Source organism: Marinobacter sp. NFXS9 (assembly GCF_040148665.1).
In the GTDB taxonomy this organism is placed as follows: Bacteria; Pseudomonadota; Gammaproteobacteria; order Pseudomonadales; family Oleiphilaceae; genus Marinobacter_A; species Marinobacter_A mangrovi.
This window is the reverse complement of record NZ_JAGDDW010000007.1, coordinates 23,403-36,772: the sequence shown is the minus strand read 5'-3', so window position 1 is coordinate 36,772 and position 13,370 is coordinate 23,403. Positions and strand designations below refer to the sequence as shown.

General features: G+C 62.3%; 12 protein-coding genes. 5 read left to right on the top strand and 7 right to left on the bottom strand.

What is annotated here, in order from left to right; all coding sequences use genetic code 11:
- Positions 1-22 precede the first annotated feature (22 nt).
- Positions 23-2,104: a TRAP transporter large permease subunit gene (locus J3364_RS12250; RefSeq protein WP_349558623.1), complete on the top strand. Its 2,082-nt coding sequence runs from the start codon at positions 23-25 to the stop codon at positions 2,102-2,104.
- Between the two features lie 560 nt (positions 2,105-2,664).
- Here J3364_RS12250 and J3364_RS12245 read toward each other — a convergent pair.
- From J3364_RS12245 to mutM, 6 genes are all read right to left on the bottom strand, one after another.
- Positions 2,665-4,197 carry a phosphoenolpyruvate carboxykinase gene (locus tag J3364_RS12245; RefSeq protein ID WP_349558622.1) on the bottom strand — a complete coding sequence of 511 codons (1,533 nt, stop codon included), beginning with the start codon at positions 4,195-4,197 and terminating at the stop codon, positions 2,665-2,667.
- A 263-nt stretch (positions 4,198-4,460) separates the two neighbouring features.
- On the bottom strand, positions 4,461-5,312 hold the full coding sequence (gene hslO, locus J3364_RS12240) for an Hsp33 family molecular chaperone HslO (protein ID WP_349558621.1): 852 nt from the start codon (positions 5,310-5,312) through the stop codon (positions 4,461-4,463).
- 52 nt (positions 5,313-5,364) lie between these two features.
- Positions 5,365-5,769, bottom strand: a complete 405-nt coding sequence (hslR, locus tag J3364_RS12235) for a ribosome-associated heat shock protein Hsp15 (RefSeq protein ID WP_349558620.1) — start codon at positions 5,767-5,769, stop codon at positions 5,365-5,367.
- 70 nt (positions 5,770-5,839) lie between these two features.
- Positions 5,840-6,520 carry a GMP/IMP nucleotidase gene (yrfG, locus tag J3364_RS12230; protein ID WP_349558619.1) on the bottom strand — a complete coding sequence of 227 codons (681 nt, stop codon included), beginning with the start codon at positions 6,518-6,520 and terminating at the stop codon, positions 5,840-5,842.
- A 79-nt stretch (positions 6,521-6,599) separates the two neighbouring features.
- Complete coding sequence (locus J3364_RS12225) at positions 6,600-6,926, bottom strand: hypothetical protein (protein ID WP_349558618.1); 327 nt, start codon at positions 6,924-6,926, stop codon at positions 6,600-6,602.
- Between the two features lie 148 nt (positions 6,927-7,074).
- Positions 7,075-7,890: a bifunctional DNA-formamidopyrimidine glycosylase/DNA-(apurinic or apyrimidinic site) lyase gene (gene mutM / locus J3364_RS12220; RefSeq protein ID WP_349558617.1), complete on the bottom strand. Its 816-nt coding sequence runs from the start codon at positions 7,888-7,890 to the stop codon at positions 7,075-7,077.
- Positions 7,891-8,260: 370 nt separating this feature from the next.
- Between mutM and J3364_RS12215 the strand changes: the two genes are divergently transcribed.
- The gene (locus J3364_RS12215) at positions 8,261-9,439 is read left to right on the top strand and encodes a DesA family fatty acid desaturase (RefSeq protein WP_349558616.1); all 1,179 of its coding nucleotides are present in this window, start codon (positions 8,261-8,263) and stop codon (positions 9,437-9,439) included.
- 47 nt (positions 9,440-9,486) lie between these two features.
- On the opposite strand, the gene rsmD is transcribed toward J3364_RS12215, so the two are convergent.
- Entirely contained in the window at positions 9,487-10,116 is a 630-nt protein-coding gene (rsmD, locus tag J3364_RS12210; RefSeq protein ID WP_349558615.1) for a 16S rRNA (guanine(966)-N(2))-methyltransferase RsmD, read from the bottom strand.
- A 180-nt stretch (positions 10,117-10,296) separates the two neighbouring features.
- Between rsmD and ftsY the strand changes: the two genes are divergently transcribed.
- The 3 genes from ftsY to ftsX all read left to right on the top strand — a co-directional run bounded on the left by ftsY (position 10,297) and on the right by ftsX (position 13,245).
- Positions 10,297-11,487: a signal recognition particle-docking protein FtsY gene (gene ftsY / locus J3364_RS12205; protein ID WP_349558614.1), complete on the top strand. Its 1,191-nt coding sequence runs from the start codon at positions 10,297-10,299 to the stop codon at positions 11,485-11,487.
- Positions 11,488-11,561: 74 nt separating this feature from the next.
- Positions 11,562-12,254 carry a cell division ATP-binding protein FtsE gene (ftsE, locus tag J3364_RS12200; protein ID WP_203142180.1) on the top strand — a complete coding sequence of 231 codons (693 nt, stop codon included), beginning with the start codon at positions 11,562-11,564 and terminating at the stop codon, positions 12,252-12,254.
- Positions 12,244-13,245: a permease-like cell division protein FtsX gene (gene ftsX / locus J3364_RS12195; protein WP_123633759.1), complete on the top strand. Its 1,002-nt coding sequence runs from the start codon at positions 12,244-12,246 to the stop codon at positions 13,243-13,245. The genes ftsE and ftsX overlap by 11 nt, the downstream gene beginning before the upstream one ends.
- Positions 13,246-13,370 lie beyond the last annotated feature (125 nt).

The window sequence follows — 13,370 nt, the reverse complement described above, 5'->3', positions numbered from 1 at the left end:
AAACCGATAAGGCTCGATCTCGATGTCTGCAACCGTAATGACCCAGCGAACGGCCGCGCGAACCGGACTGGAGTGGTTTTCCTCGCTGCCGGCGTGCCTGCTGTTGTTGCTGGTGGTGATCTTCTCCACCAGCAGCGACATCCACAACCAGATGCTGCGCGGTGGCGAGCAACTCTGGAGCGGGTACTACAAGCTGCGGACGGATCCGGTGGAACCCGGTTGCAATCCGAACCGGAACATCGACGCCGAGGTCGAGCGCAAGCTGGCTGAGTCCCGCAAGGCGGCGGATGATCCGCTGATGGGCCTGCTCGGCGAGCAGACGGTGAACCCGGCCGATGTCAGGGCGGCGGTGGAGAATGCCATCGCCCTGTGCCGGGAGAAGCACGCCGACTACGCCAGCCTGCAGGGGCAGATGACGCCGGGGTTGAAAGCCTATCGGGCGGTGGAAGGGTTTGTCGCCGATCTCATTGCGTTGGGGCTGACCTCCCAGCGCTACATCCTCGTGGTCCTGGTAATGCTGTGCGCCGCCACCGCCACGCTGACCCGCCACCACATCGCAATGCGGGCCATCGAGACCCGTCTGGACTACACCCTGTCGTATTTCCTGCAGACCGTGGCCAACGTCATGCTGCTGGGATCCAGCCTGCTGTACCGACAGACCTCCCACGACGCGGGCTCGGACATCACCCTGGAGCGGGAAATCCTGCACGACCTGTGGATCGCCGGCTTCCTGGCCCTGACGATGGTCAGCCTCTATCGTCTGGCGCGACCGCCCGCCGATCTGAAACCGGGCGGTGACCTGATCAAGGCGGGACTCGCCGTGCCGCTGTATACCGGCATGTGCCTGATTTCGGGTACCTACTTTGCGCTGGTGGGGCACGCGGCGGGTATCGGCGTCTATCTCGACAAGATGATGGAATTGTCCGACATGTTCCTGAATGTGGCGCTGTATGTCTGGGTGGGCATGATGCTCAAGCAGACGCGGCTGGCGACGCTGGTGTTCAATGTGTTCCGGCCCTGGCGCATGCCGCCGGAGATGTTGGCGGTGGTTGCGGTGATCGTGGCGGCGGTGCCGACGGCCTACACCGGGGCGTCCGGGATCTTCGTGATCGCGGCCGGCGCGGTGATCTACAGCGAACTGCGGGCGGCGGGGGCCCGGCGTCATCTGGCGCTGGCCGCCACCGCCATGTCCGGCTCGCTGGGTGTGGTGTTGCGGCCCTGTCTGCTGGTGGTGGTGATCGCCTACCTGAACCGGGAGGTGACCACGGACGATCTGTTCGGCTGGGGCGTCTGGGTGTTCCTGCTGACCGCGGTGCTGTTCCTGGCCATTTCCCTGAGCGCCAACCGGCAAAGCCCACTCAAGCTGGCGCCGGCCGGCGAGGCGCTGCCGGCCATGCTGCGCCAGTTGGTGCCGCTGGTGCCCTACGTGCTGGTCATCGCCGGCGTGGTGTTGTTCTACCGTTGGGCGCTGGACGTGGGCATGGACGAATTCTCGGCGCCGCGCATCCTGCCGGTGATCATGCTGGCGATCCTGGTCTTCGAGCACATCACCCTGAAACGGGCCCGCCACGCCGACGGCGAGCGCATGAATCATCAGGGCATCGAGCGCAGTATCCGCGGGGCCACCAACGATACGACGTCTGAAATCGGGGCGTTGCTGCTGTTGCTGGGATTGTCGGTCAGTATTGGCGGGGTGATTGAGCGAGCCGAGATCATGTCCCTGTTCCCGCAGTCCTTCGCCAGCCCCTGGGCGGCGATGGTGCTGATGGTGCTGGTGTTGGTGGTGCTGGGGATGATCATGGATGCGTTTGGTGCCGTGATCCTGGTCAGTGCGACCGTGGCGTCCATCGCCTACAGCAGCGGTATCAACCCGATCCATTTCTGGATGACCACGCTGGCGGCCTTCGAACTGGGTTACCTGAGCCCGCCGGTGGCACTCAACCATCTGCTGACCCGGCAGGTGGTGGGGGAAGCGGAAGTCTCGGCGGCCATGGCCCAGACCGGCACCTTCTATCAGCGCCATGAGCGGATCATCATGCCGTTGATTGTCATGGGCATTGCGTTACTGTTGGTGGCGTTTGTGCCGTTGGCGTTTTATGCGTGATTCAATGATTCCTCGGGAGTGACTCTTGTGTAGCCGACGCTTTAGCTTCGGAGGGCCCGTAAGGGCCCTGACATGCCTCTCTCAAATGTGGTGAGTCAAATTCCAGGGTTGCCAGCTCGTGCCAGGGAAACGCAGGAATACCCTTGCCTACGCTGTATTAGACGGCCGTCCCTGGCTGGCTAATACGAACGGAACGTCCTTGTCCCTCCTTCGGCAAGGGTATTCATGCGCTTCCCATAAACCTCGAAATTAGCGCATCAAGCGTCACCGGATACATCGATCATGGTCGGCAATGAATGCGATAGCTTCGTAGGTTGGCGCTGACGCAGGAAGCCCAACAGGGCGGGTTTGAGGCCAATCTCATCCAATCCAATGGTCGCCAAGCCGGCTTTCGAGAACCCATGCTCCAAGCCTGTCTCGCGATAACGGGAACGTCTGGTGCCCGCTCATTGTTGGGCTTCCTGCGTCAGCGCCAACCTACCTCTCCCCGAGCGTATTCATGCATCGTTGGGCACAAAAAAGGCGCCCGATGGGCGCCTTTCTCGTAAACCAGCTTCCGATCAGGCTTTGGGGCCTGCCGCCACGATGGCGTCGGAGACGTCGAACTTGGTGAAGTTGTCGACGAACTGGTTGATCAACTCCTGGGCCTTGGCGTCATATTCGGCCGGGTCGCTCCAGGTGTTGCGCGGGTTCAGCAGTTTGCTGTCCACGCCCGGGACTTCTTTCGGCACGTCCAGGTTCAGCTTGTCCAGGTGTTCCACCTCGGCACCTTCCAGGTCGCCGTTCTGGATGGCGCTGATGATGGCGCGGGTGGTCGGGATGCTGAAACGCTCGCCGACACCGTAGGGGCCGCCGGTCCAGCCGGTGTTGACCAGATAGACCTTGCTGCCGAACTCTTCCATCCGCTTCATCAGCAGCTCGGCGTAGACGCCGGCCGGGCGCGGGAAGAACGGCGCGCCGAAGCAGGTGGAGAAGGTGGACTTCAGCTTGGAGGAGGAGCCCATTTCGGTGGAGCCCACCAGCGCGGTGTAGCCGCTCAGGAAGTGATAGGCCGCCGCTTCTTTATTCAGCAGGGACACCGGGGGCAGGACGCCGGTCATGTCGCAGGTCAGGAAGACGATGGCGGACGGCTCACCGGCGCGGTTCTCGATGACCCGCTTCTCCACGTGCTCCAGCGGGTAGGCGCAGCGGGAGTTTTCGGTCAGGGAGACGTCGGTGTAGTCCGGCTCGCGGGTCTCGTCGTCGATCACCACGTTCTCGACGATGGCGCCAAAACGGATGGCGTCCCAGATGATCGGTTCGTTCTTCTGGCTCAGGTCGATGCACTTGGCGTAGCAGCCGCCTTCGATGTTGAAGACCGTGCCCGGACCCCAGCCGTGCTCGTCGTCCCCGATCAGATAGCGATCCGGGTCGGCGGACAGGGTGGTCTTGCCGGTGCCGGACAGGCCGAAGAACAGGCAGGTTTCGCCGTCTTCGCCGACGTTGGCAGAGCAGTGCATCGGCAGCACGTCTTTTTCCGGCAGCAGGAAGTTCTGCACGGAGAACATGGCCTTCTTCATTTCACCGGCGTAGTGCATGCCCGCGATCAGAACCTTGCGCTTGGCAAAGTTGATCATCACGGTGCCGTCGCTGTTGGTACCGTCACGCTCCGGGTCGCACTGGAAACCGGCGGCGTTGAGGATCTGCCATTCCTGCTTGTCCGCCGGGTTGAAGCTCTCCGGGCGGATGAACAGGGTGCGGCCAAACAGGTTCTGCCAGGCGGTTTCGGTGGTCATCTTGACCGGCAGGTAGTGCTCCGGATCCGAGCCCACGTGGACGTTGGAGACAAACTGGGTCTTATCCGCCAGGTAGGCTTCCACGCGATCCCACAGTGCGTCGAACTTGTCGGCATCGAACGGGCGGTTGATCGGGCCCCAGTGGATGGCGTCGGAGGTGCTGGGTTCTTCGACGATGAAACGGTCCATCGGAGAACGGCCCGTCCGCTTGCCGGTCTTGACGACCAGAGACCCGTTCGCAGCCAGCCGGCCTTCGTTGCGCTCCAGCGCCAGTTCGACCAGTCTTGCTGCACTCAAATCAGTGTAGGTGTTACTCACTTCAACCTCGCCCTAGGTGGTTTCGGCATTGTTCGATCCGACGTCGTCCCGGGAACGGCCCGGCTCAGAAACTGACGGTTTTATGAACAATCGGGTTCGCACAGGCGCGCTATTATGCCAGAGACCTGATTAAAAAACGACTGCCCGCAAAGGTGCATGGTTGAGGGCTTTACGGCCAATTTGCACAACTTTGGGGAGCCTGTTTGAAACTGTCCTGTTACATTCCGGGAAGCCTGGATCCGATGGCATCCAGGCCGTCGCGATCAGTGCAGTGAATGACCGTGGAACAGCTGGTCGATATCGTTACGGTCAAAGCGGTACTGCGCGTGGCAGAACTGGCAGTCCATCTCGATGGTTTCCTGCTCATCGAGAATGCTGTAGCACTCGTCCTGACCAACGGATTCCAGTGCCGCCAGTGTACGCTCCCGGGAGCAGCTGCACTGGAAACGCACCGTTTCCGAATCGAAAACACGCAGGGTTTCTTCGTGGAACAGGCGGTTCAGAACGGTCTGGCTGTCCAGTCCGAGCATTTCATCCGCCTTGACCGTGCTGGCGAGATGGCCGACGCGTTGCCACAGGTCGTCGTCCAGCGACTTGTCGCCCGGCAGACGCTGCAGCATGAGGCCGGCGGCCTGTTGACCATCGGCAAACAGGAACAGACGGGTGTCGATCTGCTCCGAACGCTCGAAATACTCTTCGAGACAGGCCGACAGGTTGTCGTGCTCCCGCGGCACCACACCCTGGTAGCGCTGGCCCTGGTTCGGGGTGATGGTGATCGCCATGCGGCCTTCGCCGAGCAGCTCGTCGAGACTCTCGCCGGCCGGCTGGGTGTCGTAGCGGGCGATGCCGCGAATCGCGCGGTCGTGACTGCATTCGGCCATCAGCATGCGAACCGGACCTTCGCCCTGGGCCTGGATGGACAGTGTGCCTTCAAACTTGAGGGTGCCGGACAGCAGCACGCTGGCCGCCAGGGTTTCCCCCAGCAGGTGCTGGATGCGCTCGGGGTAGGCGGACTGGGAGATGATCTCCTGGAAGCTGCCGGACAGGCGGACCCACTCGCCGCGGACCTGACTGTCTTCAAAAAGGAATCGTTGGAACTGGTCGTCCAATGCCATGGAATCAAGACCTCATCTTGAATAGGGGGTAAAAGGCGTCAAATGATTGCTGTCAGAGCCCGTGCTGATCCCGGAAACGCTGCAGGTCCCGGCGATCTTTCTTGGTCGGGCGCCGTGCCGGCGGCAACTGGGCGGCCTGCATGGTCTTGCGCTGCCAGGCGATCTCTTCGCGCTTCTTCTCGCTCTCCGCGGTCTCGTGGTAGAGCTTCTGCGCTTCCGGAGCCCCGCGCCGGCGGTCGCTGATGTCGTCGACAATGACTTCCTTTTCCTGGTGACCCAGTCTCAGCCGCAGCCGCGCGCCCACTTCCACCGGTTTACCCGGCTTGGTGCGCTGACTGTTGTAATGAACCTTGCCGCCTTCGATCGCTTCCTTGGCGATGGTTCGGGTCTTGTAGAAGCGTGCGGCCCAGAGCCACTTGTCGAGCCGCACCCGGTCATTGGTTTCTGCTGAACTCATGATGCTCCGGTTGCCGGGTGTATCTTCGCCGGTTCTGCGGACCGGCCGTCCTGTATTGATTATAACGCGATCAACCCGGCATGGGGACGGGTGCAATATCCGCCAGGATTTCATCAAAGTGAGCAATCGACGGTGTGCCGGCCTGGGCCGCGCGCACCGGTTCCCGGCTGTCGGGTGCCAGGATGGCCAGCTGCTGGCCGATGCCGGCTTGCCGTGCACTGGCCAGCACGGACAGGTTATCGTCCACCATCAATGTGCGTTCGGCTCGATAGGGCTCGACCACCGCCAGATCGGCCCAGAACCGGATGTCCTCTTTGGGGCGCCCGAAGTCGTGGGTCGACAGGATTCGATCGACATGGCGGTCGAGACCGGTTTTTTCAAGTTTCAGGGCCAGCGGTTTGGGGTGGCAGTTGGTGACGATTACGCTGCGGCGCCCGCTGTCACGCAGTTTCCCCATGAACGATTCCGCATGCGGACGGTAGTTGATGCGGTCGGCGACTTCGCGCTTGAGGGCGGTGATGTCCACATCCAGGCGATCGCTCCAGTAGTCCACGCAGTACCACTGCAGGGAGCCCTTTTCCGATTCGATCTGGGGGATGATGTGCTCGCGCGCCGCCGCGTGGCTCACGGATTTGAGTTCAGCGTAACGACGGGGCAGGTGGTCGAGCCAGAAGTGGCTGTCGAAGTGCAGGTCCAGCAGTGTCCCGTCCATATCCAGGAACACCGTGTCCAGCGCTGACCAATCGATCATGGGGCAGGCCCGATATCAGAGAGTGATATTCAAGCCTGCCGCAGATCCCGGGTCGGGGCAATAGGGCCTTGCCGCGACGTTACTGGGTGTTGGCGACGGTGTCCTGCTTGCGGCCGGACTGGGTGCAGCCCAGGCAACGGACAAACGTGGCTTCTGCCGGTCCCAGGAACAGTGTCTCGCCCGCTTCCTTGGCGTTACCGCCCAGCAGCGAGAAGGGCAGGGACACCACATACACCGCACCGCCGACGATCGTCGTGGCCAGCAGGACCGGGCGAGCGAACAGGGCATCGGCGGTCATGGCGAAGGCGGACGGTTCTTCTTCGACGGGATTGGCGTAGCCCAGGGAGGAAAAGCCCGTCAGGCTGACGGCGAGGGTCATGACGAAAACACGTGCAAACTTGGACATTGCTGATTCTCCTGGAAATTCCGGAATACCGTCCGGCCATCCGGGGCAGGACGCCGGTTTTCTGGTTCGGATGGGTTAACTATGGCTCATGGTGCCGTGATTTCAAACGTTTTTCTGTCTCTCAGTGTGACACGTTACGCGCTTCGCTTTAGCGCTGGCAGCGGGGGCAATACACCGTAGAGCGCTGTCCCAGCCGGATTTCCTTCAGGGTGGTGCCGCACTGGCGGCAGGGTTCGCCACCGCGGCCGTACACGTTCAGGGACTGGGCAAAGTAGCCGGGTTTACCGTCGCTGTTGACGAAATCCCGCAGGGTGGTGCCACCCATCAGGATGGCGGCCGTGAGAATTTCCCGGATGGCCTCCACCAGGCGCACCATCCGGTCCCGTCCAATGCGGCCGGCGGCCCGGCCCGGGTGAATGCCGGCCATGTGGAGCGCTTCATTGGCGTAAATGTTCCCCACCCCGACCACAATGCGACTGTCCATGATGAAGGACTTGATGGCGGTGCTGCGCCCGCGGGCCTGACGGTAGAGTTGATAACCGGTGAAGGCCACCGGATCCAGCGGTTCCGGGCCCAGGTGGCTGATCAGGGGATGCGCGTCGGGATCGTCGCTCCACAACCAGGCCCCGAACCGGCGCGGATCGTTGTAACGCAGCCACTGGTTGTCGCCCAGCTCCAGTTCCACGTGGTCATGGGTCAGGCGGGGCGTGCCGTCGGTCACGATGCGCAGGCTGCCGGACATGCCCAGGTGGATCATCAGCGTGCCGTTATCGAAACGCACCAGCAGGTACTTGGCGCGCCGGTCCACCTGGCGCGGCGTGGCGCCGGTCAGGCGCTGGGCCAGATCGTCGGGAATCGGCCAGCGCAGGCGTGGCTCGTGCACCCGGGCACTGCGGATCACCCGGTTTTCCAGGAAAGGGGCAATACCGCGTCGGGTGGTTTCCACTTCGGGCAGTTCAGGCAAGGTCGACTCCTCGGTCACGCGCAGTTCAGGATGCGGATTGTCGCCTACGGCGGCGGGAAGTCAAACGCCCGGATGCCTTGCGCCCGACTTCCGGTACCGACTGTAATCGAGACTTACAAAGACTCGCGACTGGTCACAAAACAGACATGGATTGGGCTGCGAGGCTTGTTGTAGCTTACAGCTGTACGCTAGACTGCTAACGTCCAGGAGTTCCTCAACTATTGGCGGTATAAGGAAGGCTCCTGAGTGCGAGATGGCGTGAATACAAAGGCGTTTGGCGCGCTTTCACGCGGTTTCTGATTGGTCAGGTTCCATCGCGGAGAGATACGGAACGTCTTTTCGCCCGCGTTATTTCTTCGAGGAAACTTCTATGTGGTACAACGGTCTCCTGGACCTCCCGGCCTGGCAGCTGGTGCTGGTGGTACTGGGACTCACTCACGTGACCATCGTCAGCGTCACCCTTTACCTGCATCGGCATTCGGCGCACAACTCGCTGGACCTGCATCCGGCACTGGCGCATTTCTTCCGCTTCTGGCTGTGGCTCACCACCGGCCAGAACACCAAGGAATGGACCGCCATCCACCGCAAGCACCATGCCACGTGTGAAACCGAAGACGATCCCCATAGTCCGGTGGTCAAGGGTCTCAAGAAGGTACTGGCCGAAGGCGCCGAGCTGTATCAGGAAGCCGCCACGCCGGAAACCCTGGCCCGCTATGGCCAGCGCACGCCGGAAGACTGGATTGAACGCAAGGTCTACACCCCGCATAAATTGATGGGCATCGTCTTGATGGCGGTGATTGATCTGGCGTTGTTTGGCGTCAATGGCATCTGGATCTGGGCGATTCAGATGATGTGGATCCCGTTCTGGGCGGCGGGCGTGATCAACGGCATTGGCCACTATTTCGGCTACCGTAATTTCGAATGCAGCGACAACGCCCGCAATATCGTCCCCTGGGGTCTGATCATCGGCGGTGAGGAGCTGCACAACAACCACCACACCTATCCGAACTCGTCCAAGCTGTCGCGTCGCTGGTACGAAGTGGACATTGGCTGGGGCTATATCCGCCTGTTCCAGTTCTTCCGCCTGGCCAAGCCGAAAGGCTATCGTCCGATTGCGCACCGCGTACCGGGCAAGCTGGATATGGACGTGGAAACCGTGCAGGCGATCGCCAACAACCGCTTCGACATCATGCGCCAGTACCGCAAGCGCGTGCTGGAGCCGGTCCTGCGCCAGCAGAAGCAGGTGATGGAAGAAGACATCAAGCCGCTGTACAGCAAAGCCCGCAAGCTGCTGTCGCGGGAAAGCTCGCTGATCAAGCCGCACGACCAGAAAAAGCTGGAATCGCTGCTGGAACGCAACGCCGTGCTGCGCCAGATCTACGACAAGAGTCACGAACTGCAGGCACTGTGGCGCCGTCGTGGCCTGAAACCGCAGGACAAGCTGCACGCGCTGGCGGAATGGTGCCGCGACGCCGAAGAAAGCGGTATTCGCTACCTGGAAGAGTTTGCCGAGCACCTGAAGTCCTACGCCCTGCGTCCGGCATCCTGATTGAATTACGGTCTGATCCGGCTGCGCGCAGCCGGATCAGAACCGGATCAAGCACCTACCTTGTACAGCCGGTAGCACACCTGACCGGCGACTTTCTCCCGATGCAGTGACCAGTTGGATGGCACCACCACCTGGCTCCGTTCGCTCTCATGCTCGATATACACCCAGCTGCCGTCGGCGACCCAGCCGTTGTCGGCAATCAGCGGGATCAGCCGATCCAGCCAGTTCTCGCGAAACGGCGGATCCATCAGGAGCAGGTCGAATGGCGCGTCCGCCGTCTGCCCCAGAAAGCCGGCGACATCCTGGCAGACGACCCGGCCGGTATCGGACTTAAGCCGGGCCAGGTTGGCTTTCAGGGCGTCGCACAGGGCCCGGGTGTGATCCACGAACACGGCTTCGCGGGCCCCGCGGGACAGGGCTTCCAGTCCCAGGACGCCGCTGCCGGCGAACAGGTCCAGGCATCTTGCGCCGGGGACCACCGGCATCAGCCAGTTGAACAGGGTTTCGCGGACCCGTGAGGGTGTTGGTCGGACGCCGCCCACGGCGGGAAAGATCAGGCGCCGGCTGCGCCAGTCACCGCCGATGAGGCGGAGTTCGCCCGTGTCCTGGACGGTGGCCTGAATGGCACGGCGTCGGGCCAGAGGTCGGCCGTTTTTTCGGTTCGGCTTGCGTGGCATGGTCGTTAAGAGCTCCACCGATGGGTTTAGACGCGCGCAGTCTAACTAAAACCGCCATCAATTTGGACGATCATTGGTCAGCTCGCTAGAATACGCGGCTCTGACGGCGTGTCCCGGGCGCCGCGCCCGGTGTAGTGACACCTTCGATTTCTCACCTCTTGACCGACGGAACTGCAAAAGATGAAGGCAGAGTGGATTATGACAGGACTTCTGGTCCTGCTGGTGCTTGTATTTGTTGTGGAACTGGTGAATCGCCGCCGGGCGCGTCCGCGTCCCAAGGCTGTTCCGCAGCGTGAACCTCAGCCCCAGGCCGGCGCCACGCCTGCCGAGACGCCAGCGGTTACCGAAACGGTCGAAGCGGAAGCCAAAGCAGAAACGCCGGCCCCGGAACCGGCGGTCGAGCCGGAAAAGCCGGCACCGGCGCCTGAGCCCGTCCCTGAACCGGAATCGTCCGCGAGTGTTTTCCAGCGCATCAAGAGCGGCCTGGGCAAGACCCGTGCGAACCTGTCGTCCGGTCTGTCCGATCTGTTCAGCACCGGCAAATCGGTGGACGAGGACCTGCTTGAAGAGATTGAGACCACGCTGCTGACCGCGGATGTGGGCATTACCGCGACCACCGAGATCATCGAATCCCTGACCGACAAGTTGGAGCGCAAGCAGCTCAAGGATGGTCAGGCGGTGCGCGAGGCCTTGAAGAATGATCTGCGGGACCTGCTGGTGGACAGTACCGAGCCGCTCAATATCGACACCGGCAAGAAACCGTTCGTCATGTTGGTGGTGGGCGTCAACGGCGTCGGCAAGACCACGACGATTGGCAAGATGGCCCGCAAGTTCAAGGCCGAGGGCAAGTCCGTCATGCTGGCGGCCGGCGATACCTTCCGTGCGGCGGCGGTGGAGCAGTTGCAGGTCTGGGGCGAGCGAAACGACGTGCCCGTGGTCGCCCAGCACACCGGCGCCGACAGCGCCTCGGTGATCTACGACGCGGTGCAGTCCGCCCAGTCCCGCGGTGTCGACGTGGTGATCGCCGATACGGCGGGCCGTCTGCAGAACAAGGACAACCTGATGTCCGAGCTGGAGAAGGTCGTCCGGGTGATGAAGAAGCTGGACGATTCCGCCCCCCACGAAGTGATGCTGGTACTGGATGCCGGAACCGGTCAGAATGCCCTGAGCCAGGCGCAGGTGTTCCAGCAGGCCGTTGGTGTCAGCGGCATCACCCTGACCAAGCTCGATGGCACCGCCAAGGGCGGTATTATCTTTGCCGTGGCTCGCCAGCTGAAACTGCCGATCCGCTACATCGGCGTGGGCGAACAGGCGGAAGACCTGCGTCCGTTTGAGGCCGAATCCTTTGTCGAGGCGCTTTTCGACGAATAAACGGGAGTGGCCGGCGATGAGGCCGTCCCCGGGCGGCCGGGCCGAGCACGTATTTCCAGACAGGACACAAGCAGTTGATCGAGTTCGAGAAAGTCAGCAAACGCTATGAAGGCGGGCACACGGCCCTGAAAGCGGTGAGCTTCGCGATGGATCGAGGCGAGCTGGCTTTCCTGACCGGCCATTCCGGCGCCGGCAAGAGTACCCTGCTCAAGCTCATCATGCTGATGGAACGGCCCACCGGCGGACACGTCATCGTCGGTGGCCAACGCCTGAACCAGCTGCCGCGTCGCCAGATTCCCTTCATTCGCCGCCACATCGGCGTGGTGTTCCAGAACCACCAGCTTCTGTTCGACCGCACGGTTTTCGACAACGTGGCCATGCCACTGGAAGTCACCGGCGTGCCACACCGGGAAATCGGTCGCCGGGTGCGGGCGGCACTGGACAAGGTGGGCCTGCTCAACAAAGAGAAGATGAACCCGATCCAGCTCTCCGGCGGGGAGCAGCAGCGAGTGGGCATCGCCCGGGCCGTGGTCAACAAGCCGCCACTCCTGCTGGCGGATGAGCCCACCGGTAACCTGGATCCGGAATTGTCGGCGGACATCATGCACCTGTTCGAACAGTTCAGTCAGGTGGGGGTCACCGTGCTGATTGCCAGTCACGACATCGCCCTGATCCGGCACATGCGCCGGCGCGTACTGACCCTGCGCAACGGGGAGATGACCTCGGGCGACGCCATGCCGGACGAGGAGGCGCTGTATGGCCACTGAACGTCGGGCCCGCGGAGCCGCCTCCACCCGTTCGCCCTGGAAGGAACTGCTGGGCAGTTATCTGCTGCATCATCGCAAGACCGCCCGCGACAGCGCCGAGCGCCTGTGGCGGGCGCCGGTTGCCAGTCTGATGACCTGGCTGGTGATGGGCATCGCGCTGGCCTTGCCAGTGGGGTTGTTGCTGCTGCTGACCAGTCTGCAGGGCGTGAGCGCCGGATGGGAGAGCACCGCCCGGGTGACGGTCTATCTGGACCAGTCCGCCACTACGGATGATCTCGACCGTCTGCGGGCCCAGGTCGCCAGCCGGCCGGATGTGACCGACGTGACGGTGATCACCAAGGACGAGGCCCTGAAAGAATTCCGGGCGTCGTCCGGTCTGGCCGATGCGCTGGACTACCTGGATGAAAATCCGCTGCCGCACACCCTGCTGCTGACGCCGGACGAGTCCGTCCGCAACCAGATTGGCATGCAGAAGCTGATGGTGGCACTGGAAGATCTGAAAGACGTGGCCCGGGTCCAGGTGGATCTGGGCTGGCTGCAACGGCTCAATACCATTACCGACTTGCTGGGGCGGGGTGTCTGGGCGTTGGGGCTGCTGCTGGCGGCGGCGGTGATCCTGGTGATCGGCAACACCATTCGCCTGGCTATCGAAAACCGGCGCGATGAAATCCTGGTGGCCAAGCTGGTGGGTGGTACCGACGCTTTCGTGCGGCGGCCGTTCCTGTATACCGGCGTCTGGTATGGCCTGGGTGGCGGTATCGTGGCCTTTATCCTGCTGCAGGTCACCCTGTGGTGGATGAGCGGCCCGGTCCAGCGGCTGGCGAGCCTGTATCGCAGCGAATTTGAACTGAGCGGCTTGTCCTGGGATGGCACACTGGGCTTGCTGATGGTGTCAGTGCTGTTAGGGTGGATGGGCGCCTGGCTCGCCGTGAAGCGCCATCTTGAGGCGATCGAACCCAACCAGATTGAAGCCCGCGCGACGGCCGGCTGATTGATAGGCCGTTTCGGGTTCACCGTATAGTCGATTTTGCCGGTGACCGGTACAACAGAGTAACGAAAGTGTTGGTGGTGACCGTTTTATTGCCGGTCCGACACGTCGAAATCGAGCCAACACAT